This is a genomic window from Streptomyces tirandamycinicus, from assembly GCF_003097515.1.
GTDB classification, from domain to species: domain Bacteria; phylum Actinomycetota; class Actinomycetes; order Streptomycetales; family Streptomycetaceae; genus Streptomyces; species Streptomyces tirandamycinicus.
On the sequence record NZ_CP029188.1, the window covers coordinates 1719842 to 1738736 of the forward strand.

The following is an 18895-nucleotide window of genomic DNA, read 5'->3' on the forward strand; positions in this document are numbered from 1 at the left end:
CCCCGGTCACCCCCGCCGGTCGCCGCGTTCGCGGCCCCGGAAGAAGTCGCCCGGTTCGAGGTCGCCGTCGAGAATGCGCCCGACGACGAACCCGACCGCCCCCAATGCCGCCACCAGCAGGAACGCCGCGAACCCGCCGAAGTACCCGGCGAATCCGAGCGCCATCCCGGCCAGCAGACCGGCAACCGCCATGCTCATCCCGGGCTCCTCTCCTGAGCTCCGCTACTGGATCCGCGGTTCCGTCTCTTCGTCTTCCTCGTCCGGCAGCTTCACATCTCCGACGGCGATGTTGACCTCGACGACTTCGAGACCGGCCATCCGCTCCACCGCGGCGACGACGTTCTCCCGCACGGCGCGGGCCACGTCCGCGATCGCGACGCCGTAGTCGACGACGATCTCCAGGTCGAGCGCGGTCTGCTTCTCACCGACCTCGGCCTTCACCCCACGGGTGACGGGCGGTTTGCCGCCGGGCACCCGGTCGCGCACCGCGCCGAAGGTGCGGGAGAGGCCGCTGCCCATCGCATGGACACCGACCACGTCGCGGGCCGCGAGTGCGGCGATCTTCTCGACGACGCCGTCGGCGATGGTGGTACGGCCCCGGGTGCCCGGGTCGCCGCCGCCCCGCCGTACCGCGGCGGCCGATTCCTTGGTCACACTGACATCCGTGTCGGTCATCGCCATGCGTACCTTTCCGAGCGGTGGTGAACTCCCGACTACGCTGACCACACTAAGTCCCCTTGCCCGCTCCCGCGCCGGGGAATGCGGCAGGCTGGAGCAATGACGAGGCAATGCGGATGACGGGCGCCGAGGGCTGGACCGGGGCGGTACGGGCCCGGCTGCGACTGGGCAGACTGCTACCGCTCGGCGCTCCCAGGGACGGCGCCTGGCTGGCCGAACAGGCCGCCGAGAAGGTGCTGCGGCGGGCCGCCGAGAGAGTGCCGGGCGTGCTGCCGGGCCGTATCCGGGTCGGGCTCGCCGACCCCGGCTCGGCCGGAACGCCGGCCGTCCCGCCTCCCCCTGCCGCGCTGCCGCCGGGGCCCCTGCGGATCGAGGCGGAGTTCGCGGCCATCGGCGCGGTACCCCTGGTCGAGCCGGCCGAGCGCTTGCGCGGGGCGCTGTTCACCGCCGCCGGGGAGCGGCTCGGACTGCGGGTCGCGGCCGTGGACCTCCGGATCACGGCCCTGCTGGACGGGCCGCCGGAACCGGCCGGAACGCGAACGCCGGTGGCCGCCGACCCGTCCCCGGACGGCGGGCCGGTCGCCGCCGGGCCGCGGGAGGTGGAGACGGACGGGACGGAGACGGACCCGGCCCAGACGGACCGGGCGGAGACGGACCCGGCCCAGACGGACCGGGCGCGTGCCGCGGACTGCGCGCGGAAACCGGGGCGCACGGCCGCCGTCGGACCGGAAGGCGCCGGGCAGCAGGCCGTGGAAGGCGCCGGTGGCCGGCTTCCCGGAGCGGGTGCCGGCGAGCCGCCGGACGCCATCGCCGCCGCCGCGGCCGCGGTTCCGGGCGTCGCCCGGCTCACCGGCACACTCGGGGCGGCCGTTCGGGCGGACGAGTCGTCCGTACGGGTCGAATGCGCGACGGCGCCGGGTCATCATCCGGTGGAGGTGGCCCGCGCGGTCCGCGCCGCGGTCACCTCGGTCCTGCCGTCGCCCCTTCCCGTGACCGTCCTCGTCACGGACGTCGGTCTCGGCGCATGAACGCCTTACGGCCACCGTGGTACGCCGGGCAGCGGCGACGGCCGTGACCATGGACGGCGAACCCCCTTGGTGTCGCCGCATACCGCGGCCCCCCGCCCCGGACCCTCACCGGGCGCGGGCCGGCGCCGAGCGCGACCGGCCCCCACCCGGGAGGACCGGCCGCGAGCCGGACCGGTCCGCGTCGGTCAGTCCGCGAGGCCCGCCAGGTCGCGCAGGCGGCGTGCCTGCGCGGCGCGCTCGGCGGTGCGCTGGTCCTCGTACGTACGCGACGGGGCACCGCGCAGCAGCGCCTTGGTCTCGATCACCGCGTCACGCGGCGCGGCGAGCAGCGCGGCGGCCAGGTCCCGCACCGATGCGTCGAGCTCCTCCGCGGGCACGGCGAGGTTCGCGAGGCCGATCCGCTCCGCCTCGTCGGCCTGGATGTAGCGCCCCGTGGCGCAGATCTCCAGCGCACGGGCATAGCCCACCAGCGAGACGAGCGGGTGGGTCCCCGTGAGGTCGGGGACCAGGCCCAGACTGGTCTCGCGCATGGCGAACTGCACGTCCTGCGCCACGACCCGCAGGTCGCAGGACAGGGCGAGCTGGAACCCGGCACCGATGGCATGCCCCTGGACCGCCGCGATGGACACGATGTCGTTGCGGCGCCACCAGGTGAACGCCTCCTGGTACTCGGCGATGACGGCGTCGAGCTCGGCGTCCGAGCCGCGTGCGAGATCGATGAACGACGGCTCGCCGTCGAATCCCTCCGGCGTGAAGGCCTGCCGGTCGAGCCCCGCGGAGAAGGACTTGCCCTCGCCGCGCAGCACGACCACCCGCACGGTACCCGGCAGCGACCGCCCGGCCTCGGCCAACGCCCGCCAGAGAGCGGGAGATTGGGCATTGCGCTTGGCCGGGTTGGTGAGGGTCACCGTGGCCACCGCGTCTTCGACGGTGAGCCGTACGCCGTCCTTGTCGAGCACAGAGTCCAGCGAAGTCATGAGGTGCCTCCGGTTCCGGTGCGGTCAGTGCAGCGAGAGTCAAGTGACTGCACAGTAACCACCCGGTCGGCCGTGGGATCGGCCGGGTGGCCGGCACCGGAGACCGGTCGGCCTCAGACCACGCTCGGGAACCGGGGCGTCAGGTCGAAGCGGCCTTCTTGCCCCGCGTCGCCCCGCCGCGTCCACGCAGCGTGACCCCGGACTCGCTGAGCATCCGGTGGACGAATCCGTAGGAGCGGCCGGTCTCCTCGGCCAACGCCCGGATGCTCGCACCGGAGTCGTACTTCTTCTTCAGGTCTGCCGCGAGCTTGTCGCGCGCGGCGCCGGTCACCCGGCTGCCCTTCTTCAGAGTCTCGGCCACCCGTGCCTCCTCATGGGAAGTGCGCTCTGGACTCTCATGATCACCCCTACCGGGCTTCATGGCCACCCATTCGACAAGGTCCGTGCGACGAGCTTCGGCCGCGGTATACGCCCGAACGCGATCGGAACGCGTTGTTCCGATGATCGCCACCGGGGCGTCTTAGTGGCCCGGAGGCCGAAATTCCAGGTCAGGGGCCCCCTCGTTCGCGACACCGGGTCGCGGGGGTGACGGATCGCCGCCGCGGACCGCCACGCCGCGGTACGAGACGCACTCACTCAGATGAAGGATCACGCGTGAGCCGAATGATCCATACGGAGTGGATCAGTCCGGATGGATGGCCCCGGCCCCGGCCCTCCCGGCCGGTCCGGGCACCGCTCGGACCGGCCGGGAGGATCACGGCCCGGACGCCGTCAGCCCTCCCCGGGCCGGCCGGTCTCAGGCACGGGGCCCGGCGCCGTGGATCACCAGGCGGAGAAGGAGCTCGACGCGGAGCGTCGGTGACCGACGGCAACGCGGCGAGGCGCGGTGCCGGGGCACGCGAGCCCGGCGAGATCCAGACGAAAGGCCCTACGCCAGGGCGACGAGGTCCACGTAGTCCTTGCCCCACAGGTCCTCGACCCCGTCCGGCAGCAGGATGATCCGCTCCGGTTGCAGGGCCTCGACGGCGCCCTCGTCGTGGGTCACCAGGACGACCGCTCCCTTGTAGGTGCGCAGAGCGCCCAGGATCTCCTCGCGGCTGGCCGGGTCGAGGTTGTTCGTCGGCTCGTCGAGCAGCAGGACGTTCGCCGAGGAGACCACCAGGGTGGCCAGCGCCAGCCGCGTCTTCTCCCCGCCCGAGAGCACCCCGGCCGGCTTGTCGACGTCGTCGCCGGAGAACAGGAAGGAGCCCAGCACCTTGCGGACCTCGACGAGGTCGAGGTCGGGCGCGGCGGAGCGCATGTTCTCCAGGACCGTGCGGTCCGGGTCGAGCGTCTCGTGCTCCTGGGCGTAGTAGCCGAGCTTCAGCCCGTGGCCCTCCAGGACCTCGCCGGTGTCGGGCTTCTCCACTCCGCCGAGCAGCCGCAGCAGGGTGGTCTTGCCGGCGCCGTTGAGGCCGAGGACGACCACCCGGGAGCCCTTGTCGATGGCCAGGTCGACATCGGTGAAGATCTCGAGCGAGCCGTACGACTTGGACAGCCCCTCCGCCGTCAACGGGGTCTTCCCGCAGGGCGCCGGCTCGGGGAAGCGCAGCTTCGCGACCTTGTCGGAGAGACGCACCTCCTCCAGACCGGCCAGCAGCCGCTCGGCGCGGCGGGCCATGTTCTGCGCGGCGACGGTCTTGGTGGCCTTGGCCCGCATCTTGTCGGCCTGGGCGTTGAGCGCCGCGGCCTTCTTCTCCGCGTTCTGGCGCTCCCGCCTGCGGCGCTTCTCGTCGGCCTCGCGCTGCTGCTGGTAGAGCTTCCAGCCCATGTTGTAGACGTCGATCGTGGAGCGGTTCGCGTCCAGGTAGAAGACCTTGTTGACGACGGTCTCGACGAGGTCGACGTCGTGGGAGATGACCACGAAGCCGCCGCGGTAGGTCTTCAGGTACTCGCGCAGCCAGACGATCGAGTCGGCGTCGAGGTGGTTCGTGGGCTCGTCGAGCAGGAGCGTGTCGGCGTCCGAGAACAGGATCCGGGCGAGCTCGACGCGGCGCCGCTGGCCGCCGGAGAGCGTGTGCAGCGGCTGTCCGAGCACCCGGTCCGGCAGGTTGAGCGCGGCGGCGATGGTGGCCGCCTCGGACTCGGCCGCGTACCCGCCCTTGGTCAGGAACTCGGTCTCCTGGCGCTCGTACTGCTTGAGCGCCTTGTCGCGGGTGGTGCCCTTGCCGGTGGCGATGCGGTGCTCGTTCTCGCGCATCTTGCGGATCAGGACGTCGAGGCCGCGGGCGGAGAGGATGCGGTCCCGGGCGAGCACCTCGAGGTCGCCGGTGCGCGGGTCCTGCGGCAGATAGCCGACGTGGCCCGATCGGGCGATCTGGCCGGCGGCGGGGATGCCCTCGCCGGCGAGGCACTTGGTGAGGGTCGTCTTGCCCGCTCCGTTGCGGCCCACCAGGCCGATGCGGTCGCCCTTGGCGATGCGGAAGGTGGCGGACTCGATGAGGACGCGGGCGCCGGCACGCAGCTCGATGCCGGAAGCGGTGATCACGGAAAGACTCCAGGACGGATGGACGGCGGAAGGACGACGGGGCGCGCGGAGGCTTCGACGCCGTCTAATCCATGAGGAGAATTGCCATGCGGCCAGTCTACCGGGACCGGGCAACCGGATTTCTGTGGCGCTGACCACGGCGCCGGGACGCCCGCGCCCGCGGGGCGGGAGGCCCCTGCGCCCACGCGGCCGGGGCAGCGGCTGCCCCCACCGGCGGGCGGGTCCGGGCCGGCCCCGGCGCCCCGGGGCGGGAAGTCCGGCGCTCCCGGGGCGGGAAGTCCGGTGGGGGCGGCGGGGGTTCGGGCCGGGGCCCCGGGGGCGGCCGGGCGGGAGCCCCGGGCAGACTGCCACCGGGGGCGGGGAGCGCCGTGCTGATCGATACTCGGGGCATGCAGTTCGACGACGACGCCGACCTGGACACCTCGGAGGTCCGGGATGCGCGCCGCAGCCGCGTCCCCGGCGGGAGGGCGACCGTGGGCGGTGGCGTCGCCGGGATTCTGGCACTGCTCCTCGCCCTGTTCCTCGGCGTCGGCCCCGACCAGCTCGGGCTCACCGAGGGCGGCACCGCCCCCGAGCCGAGCTCCGACTCCGCCGCCCGGGTGGCGGAGTCCTGCCGGAAGGGCTCCGACGCCAACACCCGCGAGGACTGCCGGGTGGTCGCCGTGGTCAACAGCCTGCAGGACTTCTGGCGGGCCGAGTACGCCAGGCGCGGGGGCCGCTACGCGGACGCCTCGACCGTGCTCTTCACCGGCCGGGTCGCCACGGCCTGCGGAACGGCGACCTCCGCCGTGGGGCCCTTCTACTGCCCGGCCGACCGGAAGGTCTATCTGGACCTCGGCTTCTTCGACGAGCTGCGCGACCGGTTCGGCGCGACCGGAGGTCCGTTCGCACAGGCGTACGTCGTGGCGCACGAGTACGCGCACCACGTCCAGAACCAGATGGGCACCCTCGCCCGGGCGCAGGACCGGCGGCAGGGCGAGGGCAGCAACGCGGTGCGCCTGGAACTCCAGGCGGACTGCTACGCCGGGGTGTGGGCACGGCATGCGACGAGCACGCCGGACGACAGGACCGGGCGGCCGCTGCTGACCCGGCTGACGGACGAGGACATCCGCGACGGGCTCGACGCTGCCGCGGCGGTGGGCGACGACCGGATCCAGGAGCGGCTCCAGGGCCGGGTCACCCCGGAGACCTGGACGCACGGCTCGAGTACCCAGCGCCGGCAGTGGTTCCACCACGGCTACCGCACCGGTGACATGGCCCGGTGCGACACCTTCCGGTGAACCGTCGCGGCGGCCGCCGGGCGTTGTCAGCACCCCCTGCCAGACTGGGGCCCGGGTCGCATCCCGCCGTCGAACGGGGGGGGGGAGCGCCCGGAGCACCATGCGCGCACAGGACGGCACGCGTGCCGAACAGGCCTTTCGGTACGCGGACGACTCGCCGAGAACGCGGAGAAGGGGTGAAAGGGGTGATCAGCATGGCGGAGGCACCGAGCATCTGCCCCACACTGCTCTACCGGGACGCCAGGGCCGCGATCGAACAGCTCACGGAGGCCTTCGGCTTCACCCGGAGCGCGGTGTACGAGAACGAGGACGGCACGGTGGCGCACGCCGAGCTGGCGTACGGCAACGGGGTGGTGATGCTGGGCAGCAAGGGCACGGGCAGCGAGTTCGACAAGCTCATGGCGTCCGCGGGTCCGGCCGGCGTCTTCGTCCATGTGGACGACGCGGACGCGCACCACGACCGGGCGGTGGCGCACGGGGTGGAGATCCTGATGCCGCCCACCGACCAGGACTACGGCGCCCGGGACTACACGGCCCGGGATCTGGAGGGGAACGTCTGGAGCTTCGGCACATACCGGCCTGGGGCCGGGGAGTCCTGAGGCCGCCCGCGGTCGTGATCCCCCGCGGGCGGTCCGTGGTGATGCGCCGGGGTGGTCCCTCGGCGCGGGTGGGTGGTCCCCTTGCGGGCGGGACGGCCCGCAAGGGCCACCGCGGTCACGAGCCTCCGGTGTGCACCTGGAAGGCCGCCCGTCTGACGGCCTTCGCCAGGGCCGGGTCGGGGTGCGCGGCCGCGAGGGCGACCAGGACCTGCACGGTGCGCGGATGGCCCACGGCCCTGACCTCGTCGAGCAGGGCGGGGACGGTGCCCTGGACCGCCGAGTCCAGATGACGCACCAGCAGGGCGCTCTCGCCGTGGTCGGCGACGGCCGCGGCGGTGTCCACCCAGAGCCAGGTCGCCTCCTCACGGGTGAGCACCTCGGCGGCGTCGTCGGGATCGGCTCCCTCGTACTCGGCCAGCCACAGCAGGGCGTAGGGGCGCAGTGAGGGCTCCTCGGCCGCGGCGCGGACATCGGCCTCGGCGGCCGCTCCGACGACCCGGAGGGCGTCGAACGCCAGGCCGCGGAGCAGGGCGTCCTCACCGCGGGCGGCGGCCACGAGTTCGCTGACCGCGCTGGAGACGGTACGGGCGGCGAGCCAGGCCCGGTACTCGGCGCGGGCGGGGCCGGGGCTGAGCCGGGCGCAGCCCCGCAGCATCTCCTCGGCGGACTGCTCGATGTGGCCCGCGGGGCTCTGGGCGGCGACGCAGATCTGCTCGAGCTTGACCCACACGGCCCAGCTGCCGAGCGGGGTGAGGGTGGCGTGACCGTCGCCGAGGGTCAGTGCGCCGACGGCGGCGAGGCCCTCCAGGGCCCAGTCGAGCAGGGCGGGGAGCACGGTCTCGGGCGGATCGGCGAGGACGGCGGCCGCCACCTCGGAGCCCGCGGCGTCGGAGCCCGCGGCGTCGGTGGCTGCCACATCGGTGGCCGCGGCGTCGGCGGGGGCGGCGTCGGCGGGGGCGGGCTCCGGCCCGTAGGGCACCTCGCAGCGTTCCTCGCGCAGTTCCGCCACCCGCTGCCGGAGCAGATCGAGCAGGGCCGGCAGGAGCACGGGCCCGGCGGACAGTTGGAGGAGGGAGAGCACCTGGGGGACGGCCTCCACCGCCTCGGCGACGGCGGCGGGCGCCACCTCGGCGGGGGCGGGGTGCACCAGGGGCCAGGCGTCGAAGAGGGCGACCCAGCCGCGCAGGACGGCGCTGTCGTCCCGCTCCCAGGCGTTCAGCCGCCAGCCGGGGCGTGCCGTGCCTCCGTGCAGCTCCACGAGCCCGGCCAGCCGGGCGCGGTCCCAGCCCGCGTGGACCTGTCCCGGCGTCAGGCGCAGTTCCCCGGCGGCCCGGTCCCGGTCGGCGGCGCTTCCCTCGGCGTGATGGGAGGCCGCCCAGCGGGCGATGCGCACTGCGTCGGCGAGGACCTCGCGCGCCTGGCCGGCCAGCTCCGCGGTCGGCGGAGTTCCCTCGGGCGGGCGCGGAGCGGGGCGGGTGCGCCGGTTCGTCGCGGCGCGGCGGGCCGTGGCGGTGGGCCGTGGGCGGACAAGACGGAGCCTGGAGTCGCGCAGGTTACGGGACGTCACGGGAAGCAGTCTCCCCGCTGTCGGCCCGAAAGCCCAATCGGAACGGGGGAGCCCGGGCCGAGGGGCCGTCAGAGGGCCTGCCGGGCAACTGCCGAGGGGCTGTCAGGGGGGGCCTGCCGGGCGGCTGCGGAGGGACCTTTCGACGGGCCCGGGTCGGGAAGGGACGGGCCGGGCTGGGATCGGGCTCAGGCCGGGCTCTCGGGGTCGGGCGGGCCTCAGACGAGGGGCGTGAGGAAGCGCCGCAGGGCCTCCTCGTAGCGGGCCGGGTCGGCGTTCCACATCGCCGCGTGCGGGGCGTGCGCCACGGTCTGCAGGCTGACCAGATCGGGCCGCCGGGCCGCCAGTTCCCGGGAGGGGCCCCAGGGGGCGATGGTGTCGTCCGGGCCGTGGAAGACCAGGGTGGGTACGCGCAGGGCGTCCGGATCGGCGGCCGCTCTGAGCCGGTCGCCGTGGAGTCCGGTGCGCCCCTGGGCGGCGCGTACGGCGAGCGGGAGCAGGGCGGCCGGCATCCGGCGGGCGGCGGCGAGGGAGCGCAGGGTGGTCTCCCAGTCCAGGATCGGGGAGTCCAGTACGAGTCCGGCGATCCGCTCGCGCAGCGCGGAGTTGGCGGCGGCGTGCAGGGCCATGGACGCGCCGGTGGACCAGCCGTGCAGGATCACGCGCTCCGCGCCGCCGCGGACCGCGAAGCGTACGGCGGCGTCGAGGTCGCGCCATTCGGAGTCGCCGAGGTGCCCGAGGCCGTCGGGCGGCGCGGGCGCGCCGGGGTCGCCACGGTAGGCGGGCGCCAGTACGGGGAGGCGCTGTTCGGTGAGGAACGGCATCAGGTTCATGGTGAGTTCGCGCGTGGTGCCCAGGCCGTGCACCAGGATGACCCAGACCGAGCGGGGGCCGGGGACGAACCAGCCGGGCAGGGGGCCGAGTTCGCCGGGAATGTCCACGTCCTCGTGGTCGATGCCGAGTGCGCCGCCCGGGTCGCCGACGTGCAGCTGGGGGGTGAGCCGCACCTTGGTGCCGGGGCCGAGGCTGCCGAGCTCGACCCGCTCCAGCCGGCGGACCACGGTGTCGGCCGCGTGCGGCACCTGGTCCAGCACGGGACCGGCGACCGCGTGCACACCGTGCCCGCAGAGCCCGTACATGCCGGGCCGCTGGGAGACGAGGCTGCGGGTGAGGGTGACCCGGCCGGGACCGGTGGCGTGCACGGTGAGCCGCCCCTCGCCGGGCAGGGGCCGTCCGGTGGGCTTCAGCGCGGCGTCGCTGGCGTACCGGCCGGCGGCGAACGCGGCCACGCCGAGACCGATGAGGGTGGTGACGGCCGCTGCCGTCGCTGTTGCCGGGCGCACCGTTCCAGTGTGGTGAGGTCCGAGCCGGGGTGCCAGTGGACCGGGTGGCGGGAGTGACGTCAGCGGTGCCGGCCGTAGCCGCGGAGCTTCTCGGCGGCCTCGCGGACCTGCGGTTCGGACAGCAGGGTGGGGGTGTGTCCGGGGACGGAGCGGGCGACGAGCCACAGCCGGCACATCCACTCGAGCTGGGCGGTGCGGTCGAAGGCCTGGCCGAGCGAGGCTCCGTAGGTGACCGTGCCGTGGTTGCGCAGCAGCGCGCCGGTGCGGTCCTCCAGGGCGCGGAGCAGGTTTGCGGCCAGCTCGTCGGTCCCGTACAGGGCGTAGGAGGCCACGCGGACGGGGCCGCCGAGGGCCGCCGTCATGTAGTGGATCGGCGGCAGCTCGTCGACGAGGGTGGAGACGGCGGTGGCGTGCACGGCGTGGGTGTGGACGACGGCCACCGCGTCGGTGGTGCGGTGGATCGCGAGGTGCATCGGGAGCTCGCTGGTGGGCGTGAGCTCGCCGAGGACCTGCCGGCCGTCGAGGCGGACACCGACGGCGTCCGCGGCGGTGAGCCGGTCGTAGTGCACCCCGGTGGGGGTGACCAGCACGATGTCGCCGTCGGCGGCGGGGACGCGGACGGAGACGTTGCCCGAGGTCCCTACGACGAGGCCGTCCGCGACGGTTCTGCGGGCGGTGGCCACGAGGTCCGACCAGGCCCGGGATATCGCTTCGTGCTCCTGTTCGGTCATGGGGGCGATCCTGTCAGCCGGGGCGGGCGGCAGCGGCGGCGGGGAGGTGGCGAGGCCGCCACGGGCACTGCGGCGGGGAGGTGGCGAGGCCGCCACGGGCACTGCGGCGGGGAGGTGGCGAGGCCGCCGGCGGCCCGGCGCCGGCCGGCCGATCGGCCGCAACTGACCGCGGGACTCGCCGCGGGAGGTCCGGAGTGACCAGAATCTCTTCCGCCGTTCATCCGCGCGACGCCGCCGGGTCGTGTGGAGGCCGCCGTGCGGCCGCCGACGACCGCTACGGGCCCGCAGTTCGGGGCGACGGCGGGCGGCGCGGACCCGGCCCGGGGGCTCCGGTGCGCCGCCGCGGACACAAGCGGAGGGACCGCAACCCACTTGGAGACACTCCGCAGCCCATCCCAGTTCACCTTCCGTTCACTCGACAACCCTACGTTCACCCGCGCCACTACCATCCGAACGATTGCCTGGGTACCCGGTTCATGGAGCACATCACCCTGCTGCTCGCGATTGTCGTCGTGACAGCACTCGTGTTCGATTTCACGAACGGCTTCCACGACACCGCCAACGCCATGGCGACGACCATCTCGACGGGTGCGATGAGACCGAAGGCGGCAGTGGCGATGTCCGCCGTGCTGAACCTGGTCGGCGCGTTCCTGTCGGTCGAGGTCGCCAAGACGATCTCGGGCGGCATCATCAACGAGGAGGGCATCCGGCCAGAGGTGATCTTCGCCGCGCTGGTCGGCGCGATCCTCTGGAACCTGCTGACCTGGCTGCTGGGCCTCCCGTCCAGCTCCTCCCACGCCCTCTTCGGCGGCCTCATCGGCGCCGCCGTGATGTCCGCCGGGTTCTCGGCCGTCAACGGCGGCACGATCGTCACCAAGGTCCTGATCCCGGCCGTCGCGGCGCCGCTCGTCGCCGGCCTCGCGGCCCTCGTCGCCACCAGGCTGACGTACCGCATCGGCGGCACCACCGAGAACAGGTCCACCTCCAAGGGCTACCGCGCCGGGCAGATCGCCTCCGCCGGCCTGGTCTCCCTCGCCCACGGCACCAACGACGCGCAGAAGACCATGGGCGTCATCACCCTGGCGCTGGTCACCGGAGGCGTCCTCGCGCCCGGCTCGAACCCCCCGATGTGGGTCATCGTCTCCGCCGGTGTCGCGATCGCGCTCGGCACCTACCTCGGCGGCTGGCGCATCATCCGCACCATGGGCAAGGGGCTGACCGACCTCCAGCCGCAGCAGGGCTTCGCCGCGCAGACCAGTGCCGCGACGGTCATCCTGGCCTCCTCGAACCTCGGCTTCTCGCTCTCCACCACCCAGTCCTGCTCGGGTGCCGTGATGGGTGCCGGCCTCGGCCGCAAGGGCGGTGTGGTCCGCTGGTCCACCGCGACCCGGATGTTCGTCGCCTGGGGCCTGACCCTGCCCGCCGCCGGCCTGGTCGCCGCGGCCGCCGAGTTCCTGACCAAGCAGGGCACCTGGGGCATCGCCGCCGTGGCCGTGCTGCTCGTCGCGGGCTCCGGGGCCATCTGGACGGTCTCGCGCCGCAAGCCGGTCGACCACACCAATGTCACGGACGACGAGATCGAGCCCGCCGGCGTCGTCACCACCGCCATCGCGGCCGTCTCCCCGCCCCCGGCCGGCGTCGCGGCGACCCCGGCGACCGAGCCCGGGACACCGGACGCCGCGTCTACCGCGTCCGCCGCGTCCACGGCAGCCCCGGCGACCGAGCCCGACGCGCTGACGGCCCCCGTCCCGGCCCAGGCCTCCGAGTCCGCTCCGGCGCCCGCCGCCACGGTGTAAGGAAAGAACGACATGAAGATCGACTGGGTAGCTCTGGGCTCCGTCTTCGGCGTGAGCCTCGTCGTGACCGTCGCCCTGGTGGGCCTGTTCACCCTGGGCATCGCGGGTCTCTCCAGGCAGGAGGCCGCGGCCGCGCAGGGAGGCTCGGCCGGCCTCGCCCGCACCGGCGCGTACGCCTGCTTCGCGCTCTGCGCGGCGGCCGTGGCCTTCGGGATCTACTTGATCGTGGTCTGACGCCGCGGCACGACCTCCGGCAGGGGCCGGGCGCACCTCCGGGTGTGCCCGGCCCCTGCCGCATGCCCGCCCCGCACCCCCGCCGCGCCGGCCGTGCGCCCTGTCCCGTCGCAGGTCAAGGGCGAGTTGACGGGCGTTCGGGGCCCGTGGTGGACTTCCGGGGCCACTTACGGCGGCAGAAGAGGAAGCCGGTGCGAATCCGGCGCGGTCCCGCCACTGTCACGGGTGCGCTCCCCCAGGAGCACCAGGGAGCACCCCGGAGCCAGGAACTCTTCGCCGCCGGTCACGTCGAGCCGGGGCGCGGACCCTGAGTGAGGACGAACATGCCTGCCGAACCCGGGGGGCCGGCTCTGCCGCGCCCGGACATCACGTTCGCGTACGGCGCCGCCGCCGGACTGGCCGGTGACCTGCTCCTCGGCGATCCACGCCGCGGGCACCCGGTCGCGGTCTTCGGGCGGGCGGCCGCCGCGGTCGAACGGAGACTCTGGCACGACCACCGCGGCTGGGGCACCCTGCACACCGCGGTGTGCGCCGGGGGCGCGGTCGCCGCGGGCGCGCTGGCCGCGGCCTCAACGCGCCGATGATGTCGATGTACCCGGCGGTCGCCATCATCGTCACCGCCCTGGGCTTCACCCTGCTCGGCGAGGCCATGCGCGAAGCCCTCGACCCGAAGCTGCGAGGTTGATGTCATGCCACTGCTCGATGTGGACGAACTCACCGTCACCTTCGGCGGTCGCGGCCGCAAGGCCGCCAAGGCGGTCGAGACGGCCAAGGCGGTCGAAGGCGTCGAGGCCGTCCCGGCGCGGGGCGCCGGCGCCGCTCGCGGGTGACGCCCGCCGGGCCCGGCCGGTCCGTTCGGCCGGGGTCCGGCGGTCCGTTCATCCCGGGCCGGCGGGGGCGCGCGGCCGGGGTCCGGCGGTTCCGTGCGTCCGGGACCCGGCGGGACTCAGTCCAGATAGCCGCGCAACTGGTCGGCGTAGGCGTGGTCGCGCAGCTTGCCGAGCGTCTTGGACTCGATCTGGCGGATGCGTTCCCGGGTGACGCCGAAGATCCGGCCGATCTCCTCCAGGGTGCGGGGCCGGCCGTCGGCCAGTCCGTAGCGCAGCTGGACGACCTTGCGCTCCCGCTCGCCGAGCGTGGAGAGGACGGCTTCGAGGTGCTGCCGCAGCAGCAGGAAGGCGGCGGACTCCACGGGGGACGCGGCGTCGCCGTCCTCGATGAGGTCGCCGAGGGCGACGTCGTCCTCCTCGCCGACCGGTGCGTGCAGCGACACCGGTTCCTGGGCGAGCCGCAGCACCTCGCCGACGCGTTCGGGCGCGAGATCGAGCTGCGCGGCGACCTCCTCCGCCGTGGGCTCGTAGCCGTGTTCCTGCAGCAGACGCCGCTGGACCCGCACGACGCGGTTGATGAGCTCCACGACGTGGACGGGCACGCGGATCGTCCGGGCCTGGTCGGCGAGGGCCCGCGACATGGCCTGGCGGATCCACCAGGTCGCATACGTGGAGAACTTGTAGCCGCGGGCGTAGTCGAACTTCTCGACGGCGCGGATCAGCCCGAGGTTGCCCTCCTGGACGAGGTCGAGCATGGTCAGCCCGCGCCCGACGTACCGCTTGGCGACGGACACGACGAGCCGCAGATTGGCCTCGATCAGCCGGCGTTTGGCCATCCGTCCCATGACGACGAGCCGGTCGAGGTCGAGGGCGAGCTGGGAGTCGAGGTCGGGGGTGCTGCCCAGCTTCTCCTCGGCGAAGAGGCCCGCCTCGACCCGGCGGGCGAGCTCCACCTCCTCGGCGGCGCTGAGCAGCGGGATGCGCCCGATCTCCCGCAGGTACTGCCGGAACAGGTCGGACGAGGGGGCGTGGCCGCCCGCGTCCCGGCGGGCCGGCGGCACGGGAGCCTCGAGAAGCTCGAACGACCCGGCGGGCTCAGGGGACTCGGCGGGCTCAGGGGACTCGGCGGGCTCGGGAGAACCCAAGGCCCCAGGGGACTCAGGGGACCCGGCAGGCTCGCGGGACTCGCGGGACTCGCGGGACTCGGCGGGCTCGGGCGGGTCCGCCGCCCCGGGCCCGTCCTCCGCCGCCATGGCGTCCGGCATCGGAGGGGGCTCGTTCTCGGGGTGGTGCGCTGCCCGGCTCTGCGGCGGGACCGCCGCGAACGGTTCGGCTTCGGTCAGGGTGCGGGTCTGCACGGGGGCGACCTCCAGGGTGGGTGCTGCCGGTCGGGGGGCAGACAGCAGCGGGACGGGGACGGCGGCCGGGCCGCTGTCCGTCCCGTACACGATGAGCGGATCCGCGGGATCGAGTGGCCCACCTGCCGTGGACCGGCCGCGCTCCGGGGACTCAGGCACCGCCCCCCAGTGTGGGGTACGACACATCACCGCCACGAGGGGCGTGCGGTGACTTTTTGCGTCCGGTGCGTGACCGGCCGGTTACCGGTGGGCCGGGTGGTGCGGGTGCCGTGGGCGGACCGCCCGGTGGTGTGGCGTGGGCGGCGCGGGGGGCGGGGTGGGTTCCCCGGCCGGTCCGGCTCCCCGCCCGGCCCGGAGAGCCGCCGGGCGCGCCCTCGGCCGCCCGGCGCCGGGGCTCCTCAGAGCGCGTCGGCGCCAGGGCTCCTCAGAGCGCGTCGGCGCCGCGGTTGCGGAGCGACTGGGCGTACTGCTGGAGCACCCAGAGCTCGTTCTGCACGGCGGCGAGCTGCTGGGCGTCGGCCTGGGCGCCGAGACGGGCGAGGGTGCCCTGGACCTCGCGGATACGGCGGTCGACGGCGCGCAGCCGGACCTGGACGAGCTGGACGCCGGCGTAGCTCTCGTCGACGGTCCTGGAGTGGACCGATTCCACCGCGAGTTCGGTGACCATGGCGCGGACGGAGTCGTCGGGCGCGGCTTCCCGGACGCGGGCCAGATAGCCGGGGGGGTCGGGGACGCCGAACTCCGCGCCGCCCGCGTCCGCGATCGCCTGGCGCACGGTGGCGTACGGCGGGGCCGTGAACTCGTCCGCGCCGTAGGCGTCGAACGCCGGCGAGACCAGCTCCGGGTGCTGGAGCGCGAGCTTCAGCAGTTCGCGCTCGGTGCGGTGGGCGGGGCTGCGCAGATGGAGTGCCGGCCCGCCGGGACGCGCGGCGGGGGGTGCGGTGCCGTACGGCGGGGAGGGGTGTGCGGGGGCCGGTCCCCGGCCGCCGCCGTTCCCCCGCTCCCGTGCCCACCGGGCGAGCTGGGCGACGCGGCGGACCACGAACTGGGTGTCGAGGATGCCGAGCAGGCCGGCGAGCTGGACGGCCACCTCGTGCTGGGAGGCGCTGTTCTTGATCCGCGCGACGATGGGCGCCGCCTCGTCGAGGGCGGCGGCCCGGCCGACCGGCGTCTCCAGGTCGTAGGTCTTCACGATCTGCCGGATCGCGAACTCGAACAGCTGGTTGCGCGGCTCGGCCAGCTCGCGCACGGCCTCGTCGCCCTTGGCGAGCCGCAGATCGCACGGGTCCATGCCGTCCGGGGCGACGGCGATGAAGGTCTCCGCGGCGAACTTCTGGTCGTCCTCGAAGGCCCGGAGCGCGGCCTTCTGGCCGGCCGCGTCACCGTCGAAGGTGAAGATCACCTTGGCGCTGCCGTTGTCCATCAGCAGCCTGCGGAGGATCTTGATGTGGTCGCCGCCGAACGCGGTGCCGCAGGTCGCGATCGCCGTCGTGACCCCCGCGAGGTGGCAGGCCATCACGTCCGTGTACCCCTCGACGACCACCGCGCGGCTGGACTTGGCGATCTCCTTCTTCGCCAGGTCGATGCCGTAGAGCACCTGCGACTTGCGGTAGATCGCGGTCTCCGGGGTGTTCAGGTACTTCGGCCCGTTGTCGTCGTCGCGCAGTTTGCGCGCGCCGAAGCCGACCACATCGCCGGAGATGTCCCGGATCGGCCACATCAGCCGGCCGCGGAAGCGGTCGATGGGGCCGCGGCGGCCCTCCTGGGAGAGACCGGAGAGCAGCAGCTCCTTGTCGGAGAAGCCCTTGCCGCGCAGGAAGCGGGTGAGGTGGTCCCAGCCGGCCGGGCTGTAGCCCACGCCGAAGTGCTGCGCGGCGGCCTGGTCGAAGCCGCGCTCCGCGAGGAACTTCCGGCCGATCTCGGCCTCCGCGCCGTCGAGCTGCTCGGCGTAGTACCGGGCCGCGATCCGGTGGGCCTCCACCAGGCGGATGCGCTCGCCGCGCTGGTGGGCCGGGTTGTACCCGCCCTCCTCGTAGCGCAGGGTGATGCCGGCCTGGGCCGCCAGCCGCTCGACCGCCTCGGAGAACGACAGGTGGTCGACCTTCATCACGAAGGTGATGGTGTCCCCGCCCTCCTGGCAGCCGAAGCAGTGGAAGAGGCCCTTGCTCGGACTGACCTGGAAGGAGGGGGACTTCTCGTCGTGGAAGGGGCACAGTCCCTTGAGGTTGCCGCCGCCCGCGTTGCGCAGCTGGAGGTACTCGGACACGACGGAGTCGATGGGGACCGCGTCCCGCACCGCCTTCACGTCGTCGTCGTTGATCCGTCCCGCCACGGGTGAATCTTACGGGGCGGGTGTGACAGCACCGAGCGGAGTGGCCGGATCGGCGAGGGCGTCCGTGTCGACGGCGCTGCGGGAACGGATCAGCTGCTGGATGTCCTGTGTGACGTCCCACACGTTCACGTTCATCCCGGCGAGGACCTTGCGGTCCTTGAGCCAGAAGGCGATGAACTCCCGCTTGCCCGCGTCCCCGCGCAGCACGACCTGGTCGTAGCTGCCGGGTGGGGCCCAGCCGGAGTACTCCATGCCCAGGTCGTACTGGTCGGAGAAGAAGTACGGGACGCGGTCGAAGGAGACCTCGCGGCCGAGCATGGCGCGGGCGGCGGCGGGGCCGCCGTGCAGGGCGTTGGCCCAGTGCTCGACGCGCAGCCGGATGCCGAGCAGCGGGTGGTGCACGGCCGCGACGTCGCCGGCGGCGTAGATGTCCGGGTCGGAGGTGCGCAGGGAGGCGTCCACGGCGACGCCGCCGCCGTGTGCGCGGTCGACGAGCGCCAGTCCGGCGGTCTCGGCGAGGCCGGTGCGGGGGGCGGCGCCGATCGCGGCGAGGACGCTGTGGGCGGGGTGCTCGTCGCCGTCCTCGGTGCGGGCGGCGAGGACCATGCCGTCCTGTCCGACGATCTCGGAGAGCCGGGTGCCGAAGTGGAAGCGGACACCGCGCTCCCGGTGCAGGTCGGCGAAGAGCTGCCCCAGCTCGGGGCCGATGACCTGGTGCAGCGGGGTGGGCTCGGGCTCGACGACGGTGACCTCGGCCCCGTAGCCGCGGGCGGCGGCCGCGGCCTCCAGCCCGATCCAGCCCGCCCCGGCGATCACCAGATGGCCGTTGTCGCGGCCGAGCGCGGCCAGGACCTGGCGCAGCCGGTCGGCGTGGGCGAGCCGGCGCAGATGGTGGACGCCGGCCAGATCGGTGCCCGGCACCTCGAGCCGGCGGGGCTCGGCGCCGGTGGCGAGCAGCAGCTTGTCGTAGTGGACGGTGGTGCCGTCGCCGAGCAGGACGGACCGGCCCTCCCGGTCGACGGCGGTGACGGACTGGCCGAGATGCAGCTCGACGTCGTGCCGGGCGTACCAGGCGGGCTCGTGGACGAAGACGGAGTCCCGCTCCTCCTTGCCGGTCAGGTACCCCTTGGAGAGCGGGGGCCGTTCGTACGGGTGGTCGCGTTCGTCACCAATGATGATCACCCGGCCGGTGAATCCCTCGGCACGGAGGGTCTCCGCCGCCTTGGCCCCGGCGAGTCCCCCACCCACGATGACGAAAGTCCGATGTGCGTCGACCACTTGATGCCTCCCTGTTCACGGCCGGAGGTCCCGGAGGTGTCCTCCGGGATGACACAGCACGCTACGCCGCCTTTCTGCGAGCGTCCCGCACGGAGCGTGATGGCGGAAGGGGGGCGCCCCGGCGGGTGTACCGGAACGGCTGATTCCGGCCGTGGTGATCGCCTGGGGGCGCGTGCCCCGGCGCGAGGCGGGGGCGGGGGCGCGAGGCGGCACGGATGCGCCGTGCGGGCGCGCGGGAGGCGGAGGTCCCGGGCGGGCGGGGTCCCGGGCGGGCGGGACGCGGCCGGACGACCGCCTCCGGGCCGCCGGCGGGACGGATCACCGGGCGTGCGGGTGCCCC

17 protein-coding genes, 2 pseudogenes and 1 riboswitch are annotated in these 18895 nt (G+C 74.1%); of the genes and pseudogenes, 8 read left to right on the plus strand and 11 right to left on the minus strand.

Translation table 11 applies throughout. The features are described from left to right. Positions 1–6: 6 nt before the first annotated feature. A complete protein-coding gene (locus DDW44_RS07665; RefSeq protein ID WP_017948864.1) occupies positions 7–198 on the minus strand; it encodes a hypothetical protein in 192 nt (63 codons plus the stop codon). A gap of 24 nt (positions 199–222) precedes the next feature. Then, entirely contained in the window at positions 223–681 is a 459-nt protein-coding gene (locus DDW44_RS07670; RefSeq protein WP_017948863.1) for an Asp23/Gls24 family envelope stress response protein, read from the minus strand. A gap of 107 nt (positions 682–788) precedes the next feature. Between DDW44_RS07670 and DDW44_RS07675 the strand changes: the two genes are divergently transcribed. Further along, positions 789–1706, plus strand: coding sequence for a hypothetical protein (locus DDW44_RS07675; protein ID WP_108905957.1), 918 nt, complete (start codon positions 789–791; stop codon positions 1704–1706). 185 nt (positions 1707–1891) lie between these two features. On the opposite strand, the gene DDW44_RS07680 is transcribed toward DDW44_RS07675, so the two are convergent. The 3 genes from DDW44_RS07680 to DDW44_RS07690 form a co-directional block, all read right to left on the minus strand. After that, complete coding sequence (locus tag DDW44_RS07680; protein WP_108905958.1) at positions 1892–2683, minus strand: enoyl-CoA hydratase/isomerase family protein; 792 nt, start codon at positions 2681–2683, stop codon at positions 1892–1894. A gap of 139 nt (positions 2684–2822) precedes the next feature. After that, positions 2823–3044 (minus strand): helix-turn-helix domain-containing protein, encoded by a 222-nt coding sequence (locus tag DDW44_RS07685; RefSeq protein WP_017948860.1) that lies wholly within the window; start codon positions 3042–3044, stop codon positions 2823–2825. Between the two features lie 567 nt (positions 3045–3611). Further along, a complete protein-coding gene (locus tag DDW44_RS07690; protein WP_017948859.1) occupies positions 3612–5210 on the minus strand; it encodes an ABC-F family ATP-binding cassette domain-containing protein in 1599 nt (532 codons plus the stop codon). A 389-nt stretch (positions 5211–5599) separates the two neighbouring features. Here DDW44_RS07690 and ypfJ point away from each other — a divergent pair, with 389 nt between their 5' ends. Both ypfJ and DDW44_RS07700 read left to right on the plus strand, forming a co-directional pair. Next, positions 5600–6490, plus strand: coding sequence for a KPN_02809 family neutral zinc metallopeptidase (ypfJ, locus tag DDW44_RS07695; RefSeq protein WP_017948858.1), 891 nt, complete (start codon positions 5600–5602; stop codon positions 6488–6490). A gap of 194 nt (positions 6491–6684) precedes the next feature. Next, positions 6685–7089, plus strand: coding sequence for a VOC family protein (locus tag DDW44_RS07700; RefSeq protein WP_026165439.1), 405 nt, complete (start codon positions 6685–6687; stop codon positions 7087–7089). Positions 7090–7204: 115 nt separating this feature from the next. Here DDW44_RS07700 and DDW44_RS07705 read toward each other — a convergent pair whose 3' ends face one another. From DDW44_RS07705 to DDW44_RS07715, 3 genes are all read right to left on the minus strand, one after another. Continuing rightward, positions 7205–8656 carry a hypothetical protein gene (locus DDW44_RS07705; RefSeq protein ID WP_108905959.1) on the minus strand — a complete coding sequence of 484 codons (1452 nt, stop codon included), beginning with the start codon at positions 8654–8656 and terminating at the stop codon, positions 7205–7207. 215 nt (positions 8657–8871) lie between these two features. Then, positions 8872–9996 carry an alpha/beta hydrolase gene (locus DDW44_RS07710; protein ID WP_018890207.1) on the minus strand — a complete coding sequence of 375 codons (1125 nt, stop codon included), beginning with the start codon at positions 9994–9996 and terminating at the stop codon, positions 8872–8874. Positions 9997–10055: 59 nt separating this feature from the next. Further along, positions 10056–10727 (minus strand): class II aldolase/adducin family protein, encoded by a 672-nt coding sequence (locus DDW44_RS07715; RefSeq protein ID WP_108905960.1) that lies wholly within the window; start codon positions 10725–10727, stop codon positions 10056–10058. A gap of 476 nt (positions 10728–11203) precedes the next feature. Between DDW44_RS07715 and DDW44_RS07720 the strand changes: the two genes are divergently transcribed. The 5 genes and pseudogenes from DDW44_RS07720 to DDW44_RS07740 all read left to right on the plus strand — a co-directional run bounded on the left by DDW44_RS07720 (position 11204) and on the right by DDW44_RS07740 (position 13587). Continuing rightward, positions 11204–12523: an inorganic phosphate transporter gene (locus tag DDW44_RS07720; protein WP_018890209.1), complete on the plus strand. Its 1320-nt coding sequence runs from the start codon at positions 11204–11206 to the stop codon at positions 12521–12523. A 12-nt stretch (positions 12524–12535) separates the two neighbouring features. Continuing rightward, positions 12536–12757, plus strand: a complete 222-nt coding sequence (locus tag DDW44_RS07725) for a hypothetical protein (protein WP_017948852.1) — start codon at positions 12536–12538, stop codon at positions 12755–12757. 133 nt (positions 12758–12890) lie between these two features. After that, positions 12891–13049: riboswitch (cobalamin riboswitch) on the plus strand. Positions 13050–13080: 31 nt separating this feature from the next. After that, positions 13081–13335, plus strand: a pseudogene (locus DDW44_RS07730) (cobalamin biosynthesis protein); the annotation flags it as partial. Further along, positions 13329–13442, plus strand: a pseudogene (locus DDW44_RS07735) (ABC transporter permease); the annotation flags it as partial. The pseudogenes DDW44_RS07730 and DDW44_RS07735, both read left to right, overlap by 7 nt. 4 nt (positions 13443–13446) lie before the next feature. After that, positions 13447–13587, plus strand: a complete 141-nt coding sequence (locus tag DDW44_RS07740; RefSeq protein WP_244223982.1) for a hypothetical protein — start codon at positions 13447–13449, stop codon at positions 13585–13587. Between the two features lie 116 nt (positions 13588–13703). Here DDW44_RS07740 and DDW44_RS07745 read toward each other — a convergent pair whose 3' ends face one another. The 3 genes from DDW44_RS07745 to DDW44_RS07755 form a co-directional block, all read right to left on the minus strand. Beyond that, entirely contained in the window at positions 13704–15104 is a 1401-nt protein-coding gene (locus DDW44_RS07745) for an RNA polymerase sigma factor (RefSeq protein ID WP_108905961.1), read from the minus strand. Positions 15105–15369: 265 nt separating this feature from the next. Further along, positions 15370–17277, minus strand: coding sequence for a DNA primase (dnaG, locus tag DDW44_RS07750; RefSeq protein WP_108905962.1), 1908 nt, complete (start codon positions 17275–17277; stop codon positions 15370–15372). A 9-nt stretch (positions 17278–17286) separates the two neighbouring features. Beyond that, a complete protein-coding gene (locus DDW44_RS07755) occupies positions 17287–18555 on the minus strand; it encodes an NAD(P)/FAD-dependent oxidoreductase (protein WP_017945021.1) in 1269 nt (422 codons plus the stop codon). Positions 18556–18895 lie beyond the last annotated feature (340 nt).